13 protein-coding genes are annotated in these 21,296 nt (G+C 65.1%); 10 read left to right on the top strand and 3 right to left on the bottom strand.

Going from position 1 to position 21,296, the window contains the following annotated elements; genetic code table 11:
• The first annotated feature begins 74 nt into the window (after positions 1-74).
• The 7 genes from PI87_RS03950 to PI87_RS03920 all read left to right on the top strand — a co-directional run bounded on the left by PI87_RS03950 (position 75) and on the right by PI87_RS03920 (position 9,617).
• On the top strand, positions 75-2,060 hold the full coding sequence (locus PI87_RS03950) for a DNA topoisomerase IV subunit B (protein ID WP_039596321.1): 1,986 nt from the start codon (positions 75-77) through the stop codon (positions 2,058-2,060).
• Positions 2,061-2,076: 16 nt separating this feature from the next.
• Positions 2,077-2,970: a lytic transglycosylase domain-containing protein gene (locus tag PI87_RS03945; protein WP_039596320.1), complete on the top strand. Its 894-nt coding sequence runs from the start codon at positions 2,077-2,079 to the stop codon at positions 2,968-2,970.
• 46 nt (positions 2,971-3,016) lie between these two features.
• Positions 3,017-5,359, top strand: a complete 2,343-nt coding sequence (gene parC, locus PI87_RS03940; RefSeq protein WP_039596319.1) for a DNA topoisomerase IV subunit A — start codon at positions 3,017-3,019, stop codon at positions 5,357-5,359.
• Positions 5,360-5,375: 16 nt separating this feature from the next.
• Positions 5,376-5,957 (top strand): chromate transporter, encoded by a 582-nt coding sequence (locus PI87_RS03935; protein ID WP_039596318.1) that lies wholly within the window; start codon positions 5,376-5,378, stop codon positions 5,955-5,957.
• Positions 5,954-6,484, top strand: coding sequence for a chromate transporter (locus PI87_RS03930; RefSeq protein WP_039596317.1), 531 nt, complete (start codon positions 5,954-5,956; stop codon positions 6,482-6,484). Before PI87_RS03935 ends, PI87_RS03930 begins: the two co-directional genes overlap by 4 nt.
• Positions 6,485-6,797: 313 nt before the next feature.
• Positions 6,798-8,180 carry an amino acid permease gene (locus tag PI87_RS03925; RefSeq protein ID WP_039596316.1) on the top strand — a complete coding sequence of 461 codons (1,383 nt, stop codon included), beginning with the start codon at positions 6,798-6,800 and terminating at the stop codon, positions 8,178-8,180.
• Positions 8,181-8,297: 117 nt separating this feature from the next.
• Complete coding sequence (locus PI87_RS03920; protein ID WP_039596315.1) at positions 8,298-9,617, top strand: MFS transporter; 1,320 nt, start codon at positions 8,298-8,300, stop codon at positions 9,615-9,617.
• 8 nt (positions 9,618-9,625) lie between these two features.
• Here the strand turns inward: PI87_RS03920 and PI87_RS03915 are convergent, their stop codons facing one another.
• Together PI87_RS03915 and PI87_RS03910 are read right to left on the bottom strand one after the other, a co-directional pair.
• Complete coding sequence (locus tag PI87_RS03915) at positions 9,626-11,458, bottom strand: ABC transporter ATP-binding protein (RefSeq protein WP_039596314.1); 1,833 nt, start codon at positions 11,456-11,458, stop codon at positions 9,626-9,628.
• A 286-nt stretch (positions 11,459-11,744) separates the two neighbouring features.
• The gene (locus PI87_RS03910) at positions 11,745-13,421 is read right to left on the bottom strand and encodes an L-lactate permease (RefSeq protein WP_039596313.1); all 1,677 of its coding nucleotides are present in this window, start codon (positions 13,419-13,421) and stop codon (positions 11,745-11,747) included.
• Between the two features lie 305 nt (positions 13,422-13,726).
• Here PI87_RS03910 and PI87_RS03905 point away from each other — a divergent pair, with 305 nt between their 5' ends.
• Positions 13,727-16,099, top strand: a complete 2,373-nt coding sequence (locus tag PI87_RS03905) for a patatin-like phospholipase family protein (protein ID WP_039596312.1) — start codon at positions 13,727-13,729, stop codon at positions 16,097-16,099.
• A gap of 7 nt (positions 16,100-16,106) precedes the next feature.
• Here PI87_RS03905 and PI87_RS03900 read toward each other — a convergent pair whose 3' ends face one another.
• Positions 16,107-16,754 (bottom strand): TetR family transcriptional regulator, encoded by a 648-nt coding sequence (locus PI87_RS03900; protein ID WP_039596311.1) that lies wholly within the window; start codon positions 16,752-16,754, stop codon positions 16,107-16,109.
• 173 nt (positions 16,755-16,927) lie between these two features.
• Here PI87_RS03900 and PI87_RS03895 point away from each other — a divergent pair, with 173 nt between their 5' ends.
• Positions 16,928-18,130 (top strand): efflux RND transporter periplasmic adaptor subunit, encoded by a 1,203-nt coding sequence (locus PI87_RS03895; RefSeq protein ID WP_052321383.1) that lies wholly within the window; start codon positions 16,928-16,930, stop codon positions 18,128-18,130.
• Positions 18,131-18,132: 2 nt separating this feature from the next.
• Positions 18,133-21,288, top strand: a complete 3,156-nt coding sequence (locus tag PI87_RS03890) for an efflux RND transporter permease subunit (protein WP_039596310.1) — start codon at positions 18,133-18,135, stop codon at positions 21,286-21,288.
• The last annotated feature ends 8 nt before the right edge of the window (positions 21,289-21,296 follow it).

Genomic DNA, 21,296 nt, shown 5'->3' with positions numbered 1-21,296 from the left:
CAGCTTCCTTTACAATGCGCGCTGCATTCCGGCGCTCAGGGCAGACCCTGAGCCCGCCAGTTTTTCCGCCTTCCATGAGCAAAACCTCCCAATACAGCGAATCGTCGATCAAGGTCCTCAAGGGCCTGGAACCGGTCAAGCAACGGCCGGGCATGTACACGCGCACCGACAATCCCCTGCACATCGTGCAGGAAGTGATCGACAACGCCGCCGACGAGGCGTTGGGCGGCTACGGCAAGCTGATTGCCGTGACGCTGCACAAGGACGGCAGCGTGAGCGTGGAAGACGAGGCGCGCGGCATTCCCGTCGGCATCCACCCGGAAGAGGGTGTGTCGGTGGTCGAGATCGTCTACACGCGCCTGCACGCGGGCGGCAAGTTCGACAAGGGCAGTGGCGGCGCGTATGCGTTCTCCGGCGGCCTGCACGGCGTGGGCGTGTCGGTCACGAACGCGCTGTCGACGCGGCTGGAAGTGACAGTCTGGCGCGACGGCAATGTGTCCACGCTCACGTTCTCCGGCGGCGACGTCATTGAGCCGCTGGCGACCCGCAAGGCCGAGCGCGGCGAGAAGAGGAGCGGCACGCGCGTGCGCGCTTGGCCGGACGCCAAGTATTTCGATTCCGAGAACATTCCGCAGGCCGAGCTGCAGCGCCTGCTGCGCAGCAAGGCCGTGCTGCTGCCGGGCGTGAAGGTTACGCTCACGCTGGAAAAAACCGGTGAGACGCTCGAGTGGCAATACGCCGAGGGCCTGCGCGGCTATCTGGTGGAAGCGCTCGCGCAGGGTAGCGGCGCCGATCCGGTGATCCCCCTGTTCGAGGGCGAACACTTTGCCGACCCCGACAAGTCGGGCGAAGAGGGCTTTGCCCTCGGCGAAGGCGCGTCGTGGGTGGTGGCCTGGACGGAAGAGGGCTCGCCGGTGCGCGAGTCGTACGTCAATCTGATCCCGACGCCTGCCGGCGGTACGCACGAGTCCGGTCTGCGCGAAGGCCTGTTCCAGGCCGTGAAGAGCTTTGTCGAGATGCACGCGCTGCAGCCCAAGGGCGTCAAACTGATGCCCGAAGACGTGTTTGCACGCGCTTCGTTCGTGCTGTCGGCCAAGGTGCTGGACCCGCAATTCCAGGGGCAGATCAAGGAACGCCTGAACAGCCGCGATGCGGTGCGGCTTGTTTCCACCTTCAGCCGCCCGGCGCTGGAGTTGTGGCTGAACCAGCACGTCGAGCACGGCAAGAAGCTGGCCGAACTCGTCATCAAGCAGGCCCAGGCCCGTACGCGTGCAGCGCAGAAGGTCGAGAAGAAGAAGGGCTCCGGCGTGGCCGTGCTGCCCGGCAAGCTGACCGATTGCGAATCCGACGACGTCACCCGCAACGAACTCTTCTTGGTGGAGGGCGACTCCGCCGGTGGCTCGGCCAAGATGGGCCGCGACAAGGAATTCCAGGCCATCCTGCCGCTGCGCGGCAAGGTGCTGAACACGTGGGAAACCGAGCGCGACCGCTTGTTCGCCAACAATGAAGTGCACGACATTGCGGTGGCCATCGGTGTGGACCCGCACGGGCCGACGGACACGGTTGATCTCTCCGGCCTGCGCTACGGCAAGATCTGCATCCTGTCCGATGCGGACGTGGACGGCGCGCACATCCAGGTACTGCTGCTCACGTTGTTCTTCAAGCACTTCCCGCAATTGATTGATCGCGGCAATGTATGCGTGGCCCGCCCGCCGCTGTATCGTGTCGATGCGCCCGCGCGCGGCAAGAAGCCCGCACAGAAACTCTACGCGCTGGACGACGGCGAGCTCGAAGCCATTGAAGACAAGCTGCGCAAGGACGGCGTCAAGGAAGGCGCCTGGCAGATCTCCCGCTTCAAGGGCCTGGGCGAGATGAGCGCCGAGCAGCTCTGGGAAACCACCATGAACCCCGACACGCGCCGCCTGCTGCCGGTGGCGCTGGGTGCGCTGGACCAGGAACAGACCGTCAACATGATGAACATGCTGATGGGCAAGGGCGAGGCCGGCGCGCGCCGCACGTGGCTGGAAGCGCGCGGCAACGAAGTCGAAGCCGACATCTGATCGCTAACGGACAACGATGAAGCTGTTCTCACGTTTCGCACTCGCACTGACGGCGCTGGCCCTGTTGGCCAGTCAGCCGGCGCGCGCGGACGTCTACGGCTACATCGACGAAAACGGCCTCGCGCACTTCGCCTCCGAGCGCCTGGACGACCGCTACGTGCTCTTCATGAAGGGCGCAGCGGTGGCCGGTGGGTCGGACGACAAGAGCGACAACGCCATCGCCCTGCCTGCCACCGAGTTGCCCGACGCTGATGCCTACCTCAATGCCAGCAAGCGCGATGCGCTGGACAACGCGGGTGGCATGCGTCAACGCCTCGTGCGCGCGGTGCTGCAGCACCCGAACGTGCCGATGGTCGAACCGCTGATTCGCGAAGCGGCCAACAAGCGCGGCATCGACCCGGCCTTCGTGAAGGCCGTGATTGCCGCGGAATCGGGCTTCAATCCGCAGGCTGTGTCGCCCAAGGGCGCGATCGGGTTGATGCAGGTGATTCCGGATACCGGCGCACGCTACGGCGTGACCGGAGACGCGCGCCGCACAGCCGCGCAGAAGCTGGCCGACCCCAAGATCAACATCACCACAGGCGTGCGTTATTTGAGCGATCTGCTGCGCATGTTCTCCGGCAATCTCGAACTCGTGCTCGCCGCTTACAACGCAGGCGAGGGCGCGGTGCAGAAGCACGGCAACGACATCCCGCCCTATGCCGAGACGCAGAACTACGTGAAGACGGTGCTGCAGTTCTACCGCTACTACAACCCGATGGCCGAGATGAACGGGGCGGGCGGTTTCATGACGGTGAGCGCCAACGGCGCCATGGTCACGCGCAAGCCCGGCCGCACGGGCCGGCCCGCACGCATCGAAGTGGTATTGGACCCGGCCACCGGCGTGGTCACGAACGCACTACAACATTGATCCTGGCGGCGCCGCACGTATGCGCGCCGCCTTCGCTTGAGCTTCCATGGAACAACAAGACATCCTCTTCGACCCCAGCGAGCCGGCCGAAGCGCTCACGCTTGGCGCCTACGCCGAGCGCGCCTACCTCGACTACGCCGTCAGCGTGGTCAAGGGCCGCGCACTGCCCGAGGTGGCCGACGGCCAGAAGCCCGTGCAGCGCCGCATCCTGTTCGCCATGCACGAGATGGGCCTGCGCTCCGATGCCAAGCCCGTCAAGTCGGCTCGCGTGGTGGGTGACGTGCTGGGTAAATTCCACCCGCACGGCGACCAATCCGCCTATGACGCGCTGGTACGTCTGGCGCAGGATTTCTCGTTGCGCTACCCGCTGATCGACGGCCAGGGCAACTTCGGCTCGCGCGATGGCGATGGCGCCGCCGCGATGCGGTATACCGAAGCGCGCCTCACGCCGATCTCGCGCCTGCTGCTCGAAGAACTCGATCAGGGCACGGCTGACTTCGTGCCGAACTACGACGGCTCGATGGACGAGCCGAAGCTGCTGCCTGCGCGTCTGCCGTTCGTGCTGCTCAACGGCGCATCGGGCATCGCAGTGGGCATGGCGACCGAGATTCCGTCGCACAACCTGCGCGAAGTGGCCACCGCCGCTGTTGCGCTCATTCGCGACGACAAGCTCACCAGCACCGACCTGATGCAGTACATGCCGGGTCCGGACTATCCGGGCGGCGGCCAGATCATCTCGTCTGCGGCAGACATTGCGCAGGTCTACGAGACCGGCCGCGGCAGCCTGAAGGTGCGCGCGCGTTGGAAGATCGAAGAGATGGCGCGCGGCCAGTGGCAATTGGTGGTGACGGAGCTGCCGCCAAACAGCTCGTCGCAGAAGGTGCTGGAAGAGATTGAAGAGCTGACCAACCCGAAGGTGCGCACCGGCAAGAAGTCGCTGTCGCCGGATCAGCTGCAGATGAAGCAGACCATGCTCGGCCTGCTCGACGCGGTGCGTGATGAATCCGGCAAGGATGCCCCGGTGCGCCTCGTGTTCGAGCCGAAGAGCAAGAACACTGACCAGCAGGAATTTGCCAACGCGCTGCTGGCGCACACGTCGCTGGAATCCGGTGGGGCCATCAACCTGGTGATGATTGGCACCGATGGCCGGCCTCGCCAGAAGGGCTTGGTCGAGATCCTGCGCGAGTGGGTCAAATACCGCTTCGAGACAGTCACGCGCCGTACGCGCCACCGCCTGGGCAAGGTGGAAGACCGCATCCACATCCTCGAAGGCCGGCAGATGGTGCTGCTGCGCATCGAAGATGTCATCCGCATCATCCGTGAGAGCGACGAGCCGAAGGCCGCCCTCATCCAGGCCTTCAACCTGAGCGACCGTCAGGCTGAGGACATCCTGGAAATCCGCCTGCGCCAACTCGCACGCCTGGAAGCCATCAAGATCGAGCAGGAACTGAAGAACCTGCGCGAAGAGCAGTCCGAGCTGGACGTGCTGCTGAAGTCCGAGACCATGATGCGCCGTCGCATCATTAAGGAGATCGAGACCGACGCGAAGCAATACGGCGACGACCGCCGCACCCTCATCCAGGAAGAGCGCCGTGCTGCTGCCGAGGTGAAGGTGATCGACGAACCCGTCACGGTGATCGTTTCGCAGAAGGGCTGGGTGCGGACACGTCAGGGTCACGGCCACGACGCCACGCAGTTCGGCTTCAAGGCGGGCGATACGCTGTACGACACCTTCGAGTGCCGCACCACCGATGCGCTGCTGATCTTCGGCACGCGCGACGACAAGGGCACGGGCCGTGTGTATTCCGTGGCGGTGGCCAACCTGCCGGGCGGCCGTGGCGACGGTGTGCCGCTGACCACGCTGATCGAACTCGCGCCGGGCACGCACATCGCCCACACGTTCGCCGGCCATGCCGAGCAGAACCTGGTGATCTCCACACGCGGCGGCAACGGCTTCATGGCCAAGGTGAGCGACATGGTCGGCCGCCAGAAGGCCGGCAAGGCGTTCCTGACGCTGGACGAGGGCGACCAGCCCAACAAGCCGGCACCGGCACCGGCTGACGCTTATGGCGTGGCGTGTCTGTCGGAAGGCGGGCGCATGCTGCTGTTCCAGATCAGCGAACTGAAGACGCTGGCCAGCGGTGGCCGTGGCGTGATCCTGATGGAGTTGGAGAAGAACGAAACGCTGCTTCAGGCGCTGGCCTTTGGCGCGACGGGTTTCGTGCTCTCGGGCACCGGCCCGCGCGGCGGCAAGGCGGTCGAGCAGACCATGACGACCCGCGCGCAAGAGGCGTACGCCGGCAAGCGCGCACGCAAGGGCAAGACGCTGGAGCCCAAGCTGCGCGAGCCGAAGCTCTCGCTGCCCAAGCCTGCGCCCGAAGCCGCCTGATTTACCGCCCGACTCAATGACCGACCTGAGCGCCGAGCCTGACAACCACGCTGCCGGCTCCACGGCAAACGTTCCATCGTGCAACAAGCTCTTCACCGAGTTTGCGCGCATGGGGCTGTCAGGCTTCGGCGGCGTGCTGCCGTTTGCGCGTGCGGGCATTGTCGACCGCAATGGTTGGCTTTCCAACGCCGAGTTTGCCGAGCTGCTGAGCCTGGGGCAGGTGCTGCCTGGCCCGAACGTCGTCAACCTCTCGGTGATGCTGGGCTACCGCTACCACGGCGTGCGCGGGGCTGCCGCGGCGACGGCCGGCCTGGTAGCGGTGCCTGCGGTGCTGCTGTTGTTGATCGTGATGGTGTACGACCACTTCAGCGCGCTGGCTTTCACGCAGAACCTACTCAAAGGCATGGCGGCAGTGGCGGCGGGGCTGGTGCTTTCGACGGCGATCCGGCTGGCGCAGGGCCAGTCGCGCACGTGGCGCGCCGTCGGTATCGGCCTGGCGGTGTTCCTGGCGATCGGCGTGCTGCAGTGGCCGTTGCTGTCGGTCATGCTGGTGCTGATTCCGCTCGCGCTGGTGCTGGAGTGGAGAGCAACGCGATGAGCTACCTCACCACGCTGTTCGACCTGTTCTGGCACTTCCTGACGCTGTCGTTCCTCGCCATTGGCGGGGCCAGTTCAACGCTGCCCGACATGCATCGTTTCCTGGTCGACACACGGCACTACATGACCAGCGAGCAGTTGAGCGCCATGTATGCCATCTCGCAGGCCGCACCGGGGCCGAACGTGCTGTTCGTTGAGCTGTTCGGCTGGCAGTCCGCCGGGCTGGGCGGCGCGATTGTCGCGCTGGTGGGCATCTGCGGGCCGTCTTGCGTGATTGCGGGTGTGATTGCCCGCGTGATGGATCGCGCGCCCGACGCCCGCTGGGTCACGCTGATCCGCCGCGGCCTGGCACCGCTGACCATTGGCTTGATGTTCGCCACGGGCTGGGTGCTGACACGCGGGGCAGACCACAGCATCGGCACCATTGTGTTGACGGTGGCCACGGTGCTGGCATGCACGTTCACACGCGTGCATCCGCTATTGCTGGTCGGGCTTGGTGCGCTCGTGGGCGGGCTGGGCTGGGTGTAGCCGGTCGACTGCATCGGCAGCGCGGTTCTCAAAAGGCGAACGAGGTTCGCCTTTTTTCTTGGCGTGCGATTCACAAAAGTCGGGTCATCGCCGCTTCCCATCCGCAAACCTCGGGAACACCCTAGTGCACCTTATCTTGTATATACAAGAGTATACGAATTGTTGCGGTGTTGCTTAGATATGGTGGTTATGCTTCGGCGCGCTGTTGCGTGTCCGAACCGCGTTGCACTGGCGTAAAGCGGACGACGATCCGTATGCCGCAGCGATACGCCCCAAAGGCCACCTCGCTTACCCAGACAGGACAGGAGACAGATTGGAACACCTTCAACGCAACCTGCGCGCGCGGCATATCCGCTTTCTCGCGCTCGGTTCGGCCATCGGCACGGGCCTTTTCTATGGGTCCGCATCGGCCATCCAGCTCGCCGGGCCCGCGGTGATCCTGGCGTACATTCTCGGTGGCGCGGCCGTCTACATGGTCATGCGCGCGCTGGGTGAAATGGCGGTGCGCCAGCCCGTCTCGGGCTCGTTCGGGCGCTATGCGCGCGACAACCTCGGGCCGCTCGCCGGCTTTCTCACCGGGTGGACGTACATCCTCGAAATGGTGATCGTCTGTCTGGCAGACGTGACCGCCTTCGGCATCTACATGGGTTTCTGGTTTCCCGATGTGCCGCAGTGGATCTGGGTGCTCGGCATCGTCATGCTGATCTGCGCGCTGAACCTGTGCAACGTCAAGGTGTTCGGCGAGATGGAGTTCTGGCTCGCGCTGATTAAGATCGTGGCGATTGGCGCGATGATCGTCGGCGGCATCGCGATCCTGTTCCTCGGCGTGCAGATGAATGGCGAGCACGCACCCGGCCTGAGCAACCTGTGGGCGCACGGCGGCTTCCTGCCGCACGGTGTGGGCGGCCTCGTCGCGTCGCTTGCGGTGGTGATGTTCGCCTACGGCGGCGTCGAGATCATCGGCATCACCGGCGGCGAAGCGCAGAACCCTGAGAAGGTGATTCCGAAGGCGATCAACGCCGTGCCGGCGCGCATCCTGCTCTTCTACGTGCTGACGATGTGCGTGCTGATGGCGATCTTCCCGTGGACGGGCATCGGCGGCCAGGGCAGCCCGTTCGTGCAGATCTTCTCGGGCCTGGGCATCAAGTCCGCCGCGGCGATCCTCAACCTGATCGTCATCTCGGCGGCCATCTCGGCCATCAACAGCAACCTCTTCGGCGCGGGCCGCATGATGTACGGCATGGCCGAGCAGGGCCAGGCGCCGCGCATCTTTGCCAAGACGTCCCGCCATGGCGTGCCCTGGGTGACGGTGCTGTCCATGGCCGGTGCGTTGCTGGGCGGCGTGGTGCTGAACTACCTGATTCCCGAGAACGTGTTTCTCATCATTGCGTCCATCGCCACCTTTGCGACCGTGTGGGTGTGGCTGATGATCCTGCTCTCGCAGGTGGCCATGCGCCGCCGCCTGTCGGCCGAGGAAGTGCGCGCGCTCAAGTTCAAGGTGCCGCTGTGGCCGGTTGGCCCGGCCATCGCCATCGCCTTCATGCTGTTCGTGATCGGTGTGCTGGGCTATGTGGAAGACACCCGCGTGGCGCTGTACGTCGGTGCAGGCTGGATCGTGCTGATGTCGGCTGCGTGGTACCTCCGCGTGAAGCCGGCAGAGACGGGCACCCTGGCAAACGAGGCGCGCGGGGCCTGAGCCTGGCCCACTGACGCCACTGTCATCAAGGTCATGCAACGGCTTCCGTCTTCCGCGCATGCGGGGGAGGGGAGCCCGCTAGCCCACCCGAGAAGAACCAATCCGGAGACAACCCCCATGTCCAACGACACCACCGCAGCGTCGTACGGCAGAACGGCCGGTGCCCAGGCAACGGCGCATGAACGCCCCCTGTCGCGCCCGCGCGCGATTGCCGCCATCACCATCGGCAACGGCCTCGAGTTCTACGATTTCGTGGTCTACAGCTTCTTCGCCACGCTGATCGGCCGGCTGTACTTCCCGGTCGGCAACGCCACGGGCCAGTTGCTGATGTCCTTCGCCACGTTTGGCGTGGGCTTTCTGATGCGCCCGCTCGGCGGTCTGCTGATCGGCATGTATGCTGACCGCGTGGGCCGCAAGCCGGCCGTGGCGCTCACGCTGTGGCTGATGGGCCTGTCGTCCCTGATCTTCGTGGTGACACCGACGTATGCCCAGATCGGCATCCTCGCGCCGATTCTGGTTGTGCTCGCGCGGCTCGTGCAGGGTTTTGCCATCGGCGGCGAAATGGGCGCCTCGACCGCGCTGCTGCTCGAATACGCCGATGACCGTTCGCGTGGCTTCTACACGAGCTGGCAGCCGTTCAGCCAGGGGCTGGCGGCGCTGTTCGGCGCGCTGGTGGGCCTGTTGCTGAGCAACGTGTTGGCGCCGTCGTCGCTGGAATCGTGGGGTTGGCGGCTCGCGTTCCTGATCGGCATTCTCGTGATTCCGGTTGGCCTCATCATTCGCCGCCATCTTGAAGAAACCGCCGCGCCGTCGAGCACGCGTGAAGCTGACGCAACGCTGCCGCTCCTGCGAGAACACCGCCGCGCGCTCGTGGCGAGCATCCTGCTGATGATCGGTGTGGCCTCGTCGACGTACATCATCGTCTACTACCTCAGCAACTACGCGGTAAGCGTGCTGCACATGCCGCTGTCGCTGGGCATCTGGGCGGCGTGCATCGCAGCGCTGGTGCAGGTGCTGCTGTCACCGTTCGCGGGCTGGCTTGCAGACCAGGTCGGGCGCCGCAAGGTGGTGCTGTGGTCGCGCGTGGCGCTGCTGGTGATGATCTATCCGGCCTTCGCGCTGATCAACGCCGAGCCCTCGCTGGCGCGCCTGCTGATCGTGGTGGGCTGCCTGTCGGTGCCGATGTCGATGACCTCGCCGGCTTCGATGGTGCTCGTGAGCGAAGTGCTGCCCCAGCGCCTGCGTGCCACCGGCCTGTCAATTGCCTACTGCGTTGCCATCGCCATCTTTGGCGGCTTCGCGCAGTTCTTCTCGACCGAGTTGATCCAGCTCACCGGCAACGCGAATGCCCCCGCGCTGTATGTGATCGGCTGCGGACTGGTGTCGCTGATCGGCCTGGCGATGGTGCCGGAAACGCTGGGCCGCCGCTTGTCGTAAGGCTCAGTTCAATCCACCCCGACGAAGCCGCCGGTTTGGTGCGCCCACAGGCGGGCATACAGCCCGCCGTGTTCCAGCAGTTCTGCGTGCGTGCCGCTCTCGACGATGCGGCCGCCGTTCAGCACCACCAGGCGGTCCATGCGCGCGATGGTCGACAGTCGGTGCGCAATCGCAATGACCGTCTTGCCTTGCATCAGCGTCTCCAGGCTTTCCTGGATGGCTGCTTCCACTTCGGAGTCCAGCGCTGACGTCGCTTCGTCCAGGATCAGGATCGGCGCGTCTTTCAGCAGCACACGGGCGATGGCAATGCGCTGGCGCTGTCCGCCCGACAGCTTCACCCCACGCTCGCCCACCAGGGCATCGAAACCACGCCGGCCGTGCGCGTCGGACAGATGCGGGATGAACTCGTCCGCGCGTGCGCCGCGCACGGCTTCCATCAGTTCGGCCTCGCTGCTGTCGGGTTTGCCGTAGCGCAGGTTGTCGCGAATGGAGCGGTGCAGGAGCGAGGTGTCCTGCGTGACCATGCCGATCTGTGCGCGCAGGCTCTCTTGCGTGACGGCCGCAATGTCTTGGCCATCCACCACGATGCGGCCGCGCTCCACGTCGTACAGGCGCAGCAGCAGGTTGACCAGCGTTGACTTGCCCGCGCCTGACGGGCCGACCAGCCCGATGCGTTCACCCGGCTGCACCACGAGGTCCAGCCCCTCGATCACGCCACCGCCCTTGCCGTAGTGGAACCCCACCTGTTCGAAGCGCACCTCGCCTCGCGTGACGTGCAGCGGCTTCGCATCGGGGCGGTCCGTCACCGTGCGCGGCAGGGCGATGGTCTGCATGCCGTCCTGCACCTGCCCGACGTTTTCGAAGATGCCGTTGACCACCCACATGATCCAGCCCGACATGTTGTTGATGCGGATCACCAGCCCCGTGGTCAGCGCGATGGTGCCGGCGCTCACCCGGCCCTGGCTCCACAGCCACAGCGCGAGTGCCGTCGTGCCCGCAATCAGCAGGCCGTTCATGGCCGTGATGGTGAAATCCATGCCGCTGATCATGCGGCCCGAGAGGCGCGTCTTGTCGGTCTGCTCGGCCATCGCATCGCGCGCGTACGTTTCTTCGTGCTGCGTGTGGGCAAACAGCTTGAGCGTCGTGATGTTGGTATAGCCGTCGACGATGCGTCCCATCAGCTTGGAGCGCGACTCCGTGGCGATGACCGAGCGCGCCTTCACGCGCGGCACGAAATAGCTCAGCGCGGCGATGTAGCAGCCGATCCACACCAGCAGCGGCACGACCAGCCACCAGTCGGCCTTGGCAAACAGCACCAGCGCGCTGACCGAATAGATCAGCACATGCCAGATCGCATCCACCGACTGCACAGCCGAATCGCGCAGTGAAAAACCCGTCTGCATGATGCGCTGGGCAATGCGGCCGGCAAAGTCGTTCTGGAAGAACGTCAGGCTCTGCTTGAGCACGTAGCGGTGGTTCTGCCAGCGGATCAGGTTCGACAGATTCGGGTTGATGACCTGATGCACCAGCACATCGTGCAGCCCGAAGATCACAGGCCGCGCGATCAGCGCGACGAAGGCCATCAACAACAGCGCATTGCGGTGGCGTGCAAAGAACACGTCGCCGGGTGTCGCCTGGATCATGTCGACGATGCGGCCCAGGAAGTCGAATAGCGCTACCTCGATCAGCGCGCCCAGCAGCCCCACCAGCAGCAGAAACGCGAAGACGCCGCGCACCTCGCGCAGGAAGTAGGCATAGAAGCGCCAGACATCGGTCGGCGGCTGGCTGTCGGGCAGGGGGCGGAAGGGGTCGATCAGTTGTTCAAGGCGGCGCAGCGGCATGTCGGATCGGGCGGGGGGGATGTGACCGACGCCCCAGGGCGGGGCGTGCGCGGGAGAGCTACCCATGATACGCGCGACAAAAAAGCCCCGCCTGAGACGGGGCTTTCCGGTAGTGCAGAGGCGAAACCGACCGTAGGAGCTCGGCGCGCGAGTGTTTTCGCTCGGCGTTCGGGGTTCAGAGCGCGGCGTATGAGGCATCCAGGTCCGTTGGCGGGCCGTCGCGGGTGGTGCACCATGAAAAAAAGCCGCTCGATTGAGCGGCCTTCTTCATCCGAGGTGGCGGTTCTCAGTGCACCACCAACCGCGTGAACGGCTCCACGTACGCCTGTAGCGTGATCATCAGCCCCACCAGGAAGGCCAGCGCGATCGAGTGGAAGAACACGTAGCGCAGGATGTCGCCCTCGTGGCCGTACCACTTGGTGGCAGTGGACGCCACGACGATGGACTGCGCGTCGATCATCTTGCCCATCACGCCGCCCGAACTATTGGCCGCGGCCATGAGCAGCGGTGGCAGGCCAAGCTGTTCGGCCGTGGTCTTCTGCAGGCCGCCGAACAGCACGTTCGACGCCGTGTCCGACCCCGTGAGCGCCACGCCCAGCCAGCCCAGCATGGTGCCGAACAGCGGGTACAGCACGCCGGTATGCGCAAACGCCAGGCCCAGCGTCGCATCGAGGCCCGAGTAGCGGGTCAGGTAGCCGATGCCGAACATCGCGCAGATGGTCAGCAGCGAATAGCGCGTGAGCTTGATGGTGTTCCAGTACTCCTTCGCCATGCGCGGGATGGAATAGCCCATCAGCAAGCCGCCCACGACGGCCGAGACCAGGATGCCCGTGCCCGCCATCGACAGCACGTTGAAGAGGAATACCGCGCCTTCCTTGGTTTCCTTGGCGACCACCGGCGGGCCCTTGACGACCATCTTGTCCAGACCCGGGATCGGGAACTTGAACTGCCAGATGCCATCAACCAGCGCCTTGAACTGCGGCACGCCCCAGATGAACACGAAGATGGTCAGGATCACCCACGGCAGCCACGCCTGCATGCGGCTGATCTTGCCGTCGGTGGCGGTGGTGGCTTCGCGCGCTTCCGCTGCGGCTTCGGGGTCGACGCGGGAGTTGTCTTCGCGGTTGCGCAGGGCGGTCGACGTCCAGATGGTCTTGGGCTTCCACACTTTCAGGAACAGCGTGAGCGAGCCCATCGACACCAGCGCCGCAATCACGTCCACCAGCCACGGGCCGTGGAAGTTCGACACCAGGAACTGCGGAATGGCGAACGACACGCCCGCCACCAGGATCGCCGGCCAGATCTGCAGCATGCCGCGGAAGCCCGCAAACGCCCAGATCAGCCAGAACGGCACCAGCACCGAGAAGAGCGGCAACTGACGGCCGACCATTGCTGAGAGCTTCAGCAAGTCCAGCCCCGTGACGGAGGCCAGCCCGATGAGCGGTGCACCCAATGCCCCGAAGGCCACCGGCGCGGTGTTGGCGATCAGCGCCAGGCCAGACGCTGCCAGCGGCGAGAAGCCCAGGCCGATCAGGATGGCGCCCGTCACGGCCACCGGCGTGCCGAAGCCCGCTGCGCCCTCGAAGAACGCGCCAAAGCTGAAGGCCACCAGCAGCAGTTGCAGGCGGCGGTCTTCGGTAATGCCGGAGATCGAACTCTGTAAGACCTTGAACGAGCCGTTCAAGGTCGTGAGCCGGTGCAGAAAGATGATGTTGAGGACGATCCAGCCGATCGGGAACAGGCCCGAGACGATGCCCAGACCGGCTGCCTTGCCCGCCATGGCGGCCGGCATGCCGAACACGAACGAGGCAATGCCGATACCGACAATCAGTGCCAGACCCGCAGCCAGATGGGCCTGCATATGAAAGAAGGCCAGCGAACACAGCAGCACCGCCACCGGTATGCCGGCTGCGATGGTTGACCACACGGCACTGCCGAGCGGGTCATAGACTTGATTCCACATCTTGATCTCCTCCTGTTTCTGGGCGTTTCAGTTCTTGGCGATACCGAACGTCTTCTGTTGCCCGCGTCGGATAGGTCAACGAGGCGAACGCGGATTTTAGGAACAAGCGTGTCGGGGGCTGCGCAATATTCTGTCACTTTCGACCTGAAAAGTATTCATCGGCGCGCGGTACTCAATACTGAGGCCCGATGTTGTGCGGCTTGGTGCGGCGAGCAGGATTTGCACCGGGTAAATCCGGGTTGTGGAATCATTGCGCCTGCAAAGTTTCAATCCATAACAAATCAGCCCGGATCGATCCCACTTTCATGGCTTTCCTGACGGCTCTCTCTCTGCGCCGCCTGGCCGCTGCCGGGCTGGTGTTGCTGATCGCGTTCTTGCCGGCGGCGCACGGCCAGACGGTGCCCCAATTTGCAACCCAAGCGGCAACCCAATCGGCACCCGCACCCGCGAACAGTGAATCTTCACGCCCGCGTATCGGCCTGGTGCTGTCGGGCGGCGGGGCGCGCGGCTATGCGCACATCGGCGTGCTCAAGACGCTGGAGCGCATGCGGATTCCGGTGGACGTGATTGCCGCCACCAGCATGGGCGCCGTGGTGGGCGGGCTGTACGCCAGCGGCCTGCGGGCAGACGCGCTGGAGGAGAAGCTCACGCAGGTGGACCTGAGCGACATCGCCTTCGACCGCAACGAGCGCGCCAAGCTGCCGCAATCGCTGCGCGAGGATGATTTCCAGTACCCGATTGGCCTGTCCGCCGGTTACGGCGACGGCAAGCTCAAACTGCCGGCCGGGCTGGTGCAGGGCAACCGCCTGCTGGCGCTGCTCAAGAACTGGACGGCACAGTGGCCCGACAACATCAGGTTTTCGCAGTTGCCGATTCCGTTCAAGGCCATGGCGACCGATCTGGCGACGGGTGATCCGGTGATCCTCGACCGCGGTTCGCTGCCGATGGCGATGCGCGCCAGCATGGCGGTGCCCGGCCTGTTTGCACCGATCGAGGTGGACGGGCGCACGCTGGTCGACGGCGGCCTGGTGGCCAACCTGCCGGTGCAGCTGGCGCGCGACATGGGCGCGGACATCATCATTGCCGTCAACATCGGCTCCGACCTGCAGCGGCCGGAAGACCTCGCCTCGCCGGCGGCGGTGACGCAGCAGATGATCACCATCCTGGTCGGCCAGAACGTGCGCGCACAGAAGGCGCTGTTGCGGGGGCGCGACGTGCTGATCGAGCCGCAGCTCTCTGATCTGTCGTTCACCGACTTTGCCAAGGGCCCGCAGGGCGTGGCACAGGGCGAGAAGTCGGCGCAGGGCGTTGAGGCCAAGCTGGCGGCGCTGTCGCTCTCGCCGCAGGCGTATGCCGCCTACCGTGCCGCCCATGTGCCGCAGGGCATGCTGGCGCAGGGCACACGCATTGACGCGATTGACGTAACCACCAGCGGCCGTGTGCCGGTGGCGCGTGTGCGCCAGTTGCTCAACGTGCACGAAGGTGACCGCTACGACGCGGAGGCACTCAATCGTGAGCTGACAACCTTGGCCACCACCGGCGACTTCGAAACCGTGACGCAGCAGCTGGTGGAAGACAACGGCGTACACACGCTCAAGATCGATGCGCACGAGAAATCCTGGGGCAACCAGTTCTTCCTGTTCGGCTTGGGCATGTCGACCAACTTTGACGGGCGCGGCGCGTTCAACATCAACCTCGGCCATCGGTATCCGTGGCTCACCAAGAGCGGGCTGGAGTGGCGCAACGACATCGTGCTGGGCAGCAACCGGGCGAGTATCCATACCGAGTTGCGTCAGCCGCTGTGGCAGGCACGCGGGTTCTACATCGCACCGTATGCGGAGTACTCGCGCCGGCGTGCAGACATCTATTTTGGCGATGAGGCGCCGAGCAAGGACACCAAGCCGTACAACGCCGGCACGATCGAGACCGCGCGTGCGGGTGTCGACCTGGGCATTCCGCTTGGCCGCAAGGGCGAATTGCGGCTCGGGGTGAACTACGTCAGCAAGAGCCTGGACGTCGCCTACCAGGGGTTGTTGCTCGACGAGGCCAGCGGGGACGTCACGCCATTCAACTTCCCGACGGAGCGCGTCAAGCAGCCCGCGTTTCGTGCACAGCTCACGCTGGATCAACTCGACGATGCGCTGTTCCCCCGCAGTGGCTACTACCTCTACAGCAGTGTAGAGGCGGGTTTCGGCTCACTCGACAAGAAGTTCAACACTGCCCAGGCCAAGGGGTTGTGGGCAACGAGCTACGGCCGTCATACCTTCAACGTTGCAATGGAAGGCGCAGGGCAGTTCGGTGCGAACAGCCCGACGCGGGAGAACGACGGCGGTACCGGCAACAGCACCAGCGAGGGTTTCTATCTTGGCGGCTTCCAGCACCTCTCGGCCTATGCGCAGGATCAGTTCAACGGCCAGTACATGCTGTATGGCCGCCTGACCTATCTGTACGACCTGCGTGTCAGCGATCTGCTCGGCTTGCGGGCGCCGGTGTTTGGCGTCAGTGCGGAGGCCGGCAATGTCTGGCAGTTGCGCAACAACTTCGGCACCGGACCTTACCTGAAGAGCGGCAGCGTGTTCGTTGGCGGCACCAGCCCGATCGGCCCGTTGTACTTCGGTTTTGCGATGGCGCCGCAGGGTGTGTGGAACGTGTACCTGCAGTTGGGCCGCGTGTTCTGACGCAGGGTCAGGCGGCGGGTTTGCGCAGGCGGGTGGAGTAGCGCAGCGTTTCCAGGCTCGCTTCCAGCACCTCGCGTCCGTCGCTGGCGACATCAAAGTGGAGGTTGGCGAAGTAGCGCAGGTCGATCAACCCAAACAGCACGGCGTTGATATAGGCGTTGGCACGGCGCACGTCCAGGTCTGCGGGCAACTGGCCGCGTGCGATCGCGCTTTCAAGAAGCTGCTCCATCTGCAACAGCTCCGCGCGGTTGACGCGGTTGTTCCATTCGAGAATGGGGCGATTGCCCTCTACGTGCTCGCACTTGTAATAGAGCACCTCCAGCACTGTGCGCAGCCGGCTCGGGCGTTGCAGCAGATCAAAGTAACCCACCACGATGCGCCATAGCGCGCCCAGCGGGTCATCGCCTGTGCCATCCACACCGGCCTGGAGGTGCGCGGCTTCCGGCGCGGTGGTGAATGCACGTTCTGCCATGGCGATGCAGACCTCGCCCGTATTGCGGTAGTGCCCGTAGACCGCACCGCGCGAGATGCCGGCGGTGTCGGCAATCTCGGCCATGGTGGTGCCGGCGACCCCTTTTTCGGCAAAGACACGCTCGGCGGCGTCGAGGATGCTGTCGCGGGTTTTTTGCGATTCGAGGGGTGTCTTGCGGGCCATGATGTCAACGTGGGATGTTGCCGTTCTGCAAACGGCGCCATTGTAGTGGTGAACCGTAAGGCGTTGATCAGATTGAGGATTTAATTAATCAATCATGACGGATTAGCGTGCTAGGATGCCTTCCGTTTCGCTTTCTGATACGTCGGGCGCACACGCGCCCAGCCCCCCCTCTCATGATGTTCCCGTCGCTGTTTCGTGGTATCCGTCCGTCCTGGCTCTTGTTGTGTGCATGTGCGCTGGCTGCGCTGGCGGCCTGCAGCAAGCACGCTGATGAGGCCGCCAAGCCTGCGGGCCCGCCAGAAGTTGAGTTTGCTGTTGCGCAGCGTTCTGACGCGCCGCTGGTGACCGAACTGCCTGGCCGCTTGGAGCCATATCGCACGGCAGAAGTGCGTGCCCGCGTCGATGGCATCGTGCTCAAGCGCGTCTATGAAGAAGGGCAGGTCGTCAAAGCGGGGCAGGTGCTGTTCCGCATCGATCCGGCGCCGCTCAAGGCGCAGGTGGATGCGGCGCAGGGTGCCCTGGCCCGTGCGCAGGCACAGGCCGCCATTGCTCGCGACAAGGCGGCGCGCTACAAGGGCCTGGCGGCAACGCGCGCCGTGAGCGAACTCGAATACGCTGAAGCGCAATCCGCCGAGCGTCAGGCCGCAGCCGACGTGGTCTCCGCCCGCGCAGCGCTGGAGACGGCGCAACTGCGCCTGGGCTACGCCACGGTGACCGCGCCGATTGGTGGCCGCTCGCGCCGCGCGCAAGTCACCGAAGGCGCGCTGGTCAAGGAAGATGCCGCCACGCCGCTCACCACGGTCGAGCAGATCGACCCGATCTACGTCGACTTTGCGCAGCCCGCTGCCGAGGTGCTCGCCCTGCAGCGTGCGCTTAAGAAGGGGCAGGCTTCTGCGTTGTCGGGTCAGGACATTGGCGTGCAGGTGATCCTGAGCGACGGCGTGGCCTATGAGCGCCCGGGCCGGTTGCTGTTTTCCGATCTGGCGGTGGACCGCGCGACGGACAACGTTTCGATGCGCGCGGTGCTGCCGAATCCGGATGGCCTGTTGCTGCCCGGCATGTACGTGCGCGTGAAGCTGTCGCACGCCGTGCAGCAGGGCGCGGTGACGATTCCGAAGGGTGCCTTGCAGCGTGATCGTCATGGCGCGACCGTGTTCGTGGTGAAGGCCGACAACACGCTGGCCGCTCAGCCCGTGGCTGCGCAAACGTTGGCCGGTGACCAATGGCTCGTGACGAGCGGTCTGACTGGCGGCGAGCGCATCGCCATCCCCGGCATGCAGGCGCTGGAAGCCGGCATGGCCGTCAAGCCGGTGCCTGCCACCAAGCACGCCACCACGGCCACTGACGCCAAGCCGATCGAGCGCACCAAGAGCTGACCATGGCACGTTTCTTTATCGACCGCCCGGTCTTTGCCTGGGTGATTGCGCTGGCCATCATCCTGGCCGGCCTGCTTGCGCTGCCCAGCTTGCCGGTGGCGCAGTACCCGAACATCGCGCCGCCCAACGTCAGCATCAGCGCCAACTATCCGGGCGCTTCCGCGCGCACGGTGGAGTCGGCCGTCACGGCCATCATCGAGCGCGAGATGAACGGGGCGCCGGGGCTGCTGTACATGTCGTCGTCGTCCGATGCGGCGGGCAACGTGTCGATCAACCTGTCGTTCAAGCAGGGCACCAGCCCCGATCTGGCGGCGGTGGAGGTGCAGAACCGCCTGAAGATCGTCGAGGAGCGCCTGCCCGAAGTCGTGCGCCGCAACGGCATCCGCATCGAGAAGGCGGCCGAGAACTACATGATGTATCTGTCGCTGGCGGCCGAGCGTGGCCGCTTTGACGGCATCGACCTGGGTGACCTCGCTTCGTCCGACCTGATTCCGCAACTGCGTCGCGTGCCCGGCGTCGGTACCGCACAGTTGTTCGATGCGGAATACGCCATGCGCATCTGGCCCGATGCGGACAAGCTCACCGCGCTCGGCCTGACGGCCGGTGACCTGAGCGATGCCGTGCGCCGCTACAACGCGCGCATCACTGTGGGGGAAATCGGCAGCGGGGCGGTGCCGGGCAGCGCGCCCATCAACGCCAGCATCACCGGTGACGACGGGCTGACCACGCCCGATGCGTTCGGCCAGATTCCGCTGCGTGCAGACGCACAGGGCCGCATGGTGCTGCTGCGCGATGTCGCACGCGTGGAACTTGGCGGCAGCGACTATCTGTATCTCTCGCGCATGAACGGCAAGCCCGCCACGACCATCGGCATCAAGCTCGCGCCGGGGGCCAATGCTGTGGGTGTGGCCAAGCGCGTGCGTGCGGTGCTGGACGAGGCGCAGGCGCACTTCCCGCCGGGCGTGCGTTACGAGGTGGCCTACGACAGCTCGCGCTTTGTCGGCATCGCCATCGAGCAGGTGGTCAAGACACTGCTCGAAGCCGTGGTGCTGGTGTTCCTGGTGATGATGCTGTTCATGCAGAACCTGCGCGCGACGCTCATCCCCACGCTGGTGGTGCCGATTGCGCTGCTGGGCACGTTTGCGGTGATGCTGCCGATGGGGTTCTCCATCAATGTGCTGACGCTGTTCGGCCTGGTGTTGGCTATCGGCATCCTCGTCGACGATGCCATCGTGGTGGTCGAGAACGTCGAACGCGTGATGCATGAAGAAGGGCTCTCGCCACGTGATGCGACGGCCAAGGCGATGCGCCAGATCAGCGGGGCCATCGTCGGCATCTCGCTGGTGCTGACGGCGGTGTTCGTGCCGATGGCGTTCTTTGGCGGCGCGGTGGGCAATATCTACCGGCAGTTCTCGTTGTCGCTGGCGGTGTCGATGGTGTTCTCGGCCTTCCTGGCGCTGACGTTGACGCCGGCCTTGTGCGCAACGTTGTTGAAGCCGGTGGAGCCCGGACACAGTACGGAGCGCAAGGGCTTCTTCGGTGCGTTCAACCGTGGCTTTGCACGACTGACGGCGCGCTACCAGGGGGGCGTCGCCCGGCTGCTGACCCGTACGAGCCGTGCGCTCATTGCCTATGGCGCGATCATCGGCGTGGTGGTGCTGCTGTTCATGCGCCTGCCGACCGCCTTCCTGCCGGAAGAAGACACCGGCGAGTTCATGACCGTCGTCATGCTGCCCACGGGCGCCACGCAGGCACAGACGCTCGACGTGGTGCGCCAGGCCGAGCAGTACTTCATGACGAAGGAACCGGCCGTTGCCTCCACGCTGGCCATTACTGGTTTCAGCCTGTACGGCAACGGGCAGAACGCGGCCATGTTGTTCCTCACGCTCAAGGAATGGAAGCAACGCAAGGGTGACGACCAGCATGTCGACGCCGTGGTTGCTCGCGCCAACGCCGCATTCGGCAAAATCAAGGGCGCGATGGTCATGGCGATGAACTCGCCCGCGCTGCCGGAACTGGGCAGCAAGCCCGGCTTCGATCTGCGTCTGCAAGATCGCGGTGGCGCCGGCTATGAGCGCCTTGCGCAAGCGCGTGACCGTGTGCTGGCCGAAGCCGCCAAGCATCCGGCACTGTCGGAGGTGACCTTTGCCGGCCAGGGCGATGCCCCGCAGATCCTGATCGACGTGGACCGCAAGAAGGCGCTGTCGATGGGTGTGTCGATCGACGACATCAACCGCACGCTGGCCGTGATGTTCGGCTCCGACTACGCGGGTGATTTCGTCTACCGCAACCAGGTGCGTCGCGTGATCGTGCAGGCGGATGGCAAGCAGCGTGTGTCCGTCGAACAGCTGGGCCGCATGCATGTGCGCAACGCTGCGGGCGCCATGGTGCCGCTGTCCGCCTTCACCAAGACCCAGTGGATTGTCGGACCGCTCAAGCTGGACCGGTACAACGGCTTCCCGGCCATGGCGATCAACGGCTCGCCTGCCGCCGGCCACAGCTCGGGCGAGGCCATGGCCGCCATGGAATCCATCGTGCGCAAGTTGCCCGACGGGTTTGGCTATGAGTGGTCAGGCCAGTCGTTCGAAGAGCGCTTGTCGGGTGCGCAGGCGCCGGCGTTGTTCGCGCTGTCGATCCTGGTGGTGTTCCTGTGCCTGGCGGCGCTGTATGAAAGCTGGTCGATTCCGCTGGCGGTGATGCTGGTGGTGCCGCTGGGTGTGTTCGGTGCACTGCTTGGGGCCACGCTGCGCTTCCTGCCCAACGACATCTACTTCAAGGTTGGCCTGATCGCCACGATTGGCCTGTCGGCCAAGAACGCGATCCTGATCATCGAAGTCGCCAAGGATCTGGTGGCGCAGGGCATGGGCGTGATCGAGGCCACGCTGGAGGCCGCACGCCTGCGCTTCCGGCCGATCGTGATGACGTCGTTGGCATTTGCCTTCGGGGTGGTGCCATTGGCGGTTGCGACGGGGGCGGCGTCCGCCAGCCAGCGTGCGATCGGCACGGGCGTGCTGGGCGGCATCATTACCGCGACGGTACTGGCGGTGTTTCTGGTGCCGGTGTTCTTTGTGGTGGTGCGGGGTGTGTTCAAGGGCAGTGAGCGCCAGCGCCGGCTGGATGCGGCGCACGAGCACGAGACGGTTGGGCCAACTGCCTGATCGACTCG

It is taken from the genome of Ralstonia sp. A12 (assembly GCF_000801955.1).
In the GTDB taxonomy this organism is placed as follows: Bacteria; Pseudomonadota; Gammaproteobacteria; order Burkholderiales; family Burkholderiaceae; genus Ralstonia.
This window is presented reverse-complemented; position numbering and strand designations above follow the sequence as displayed.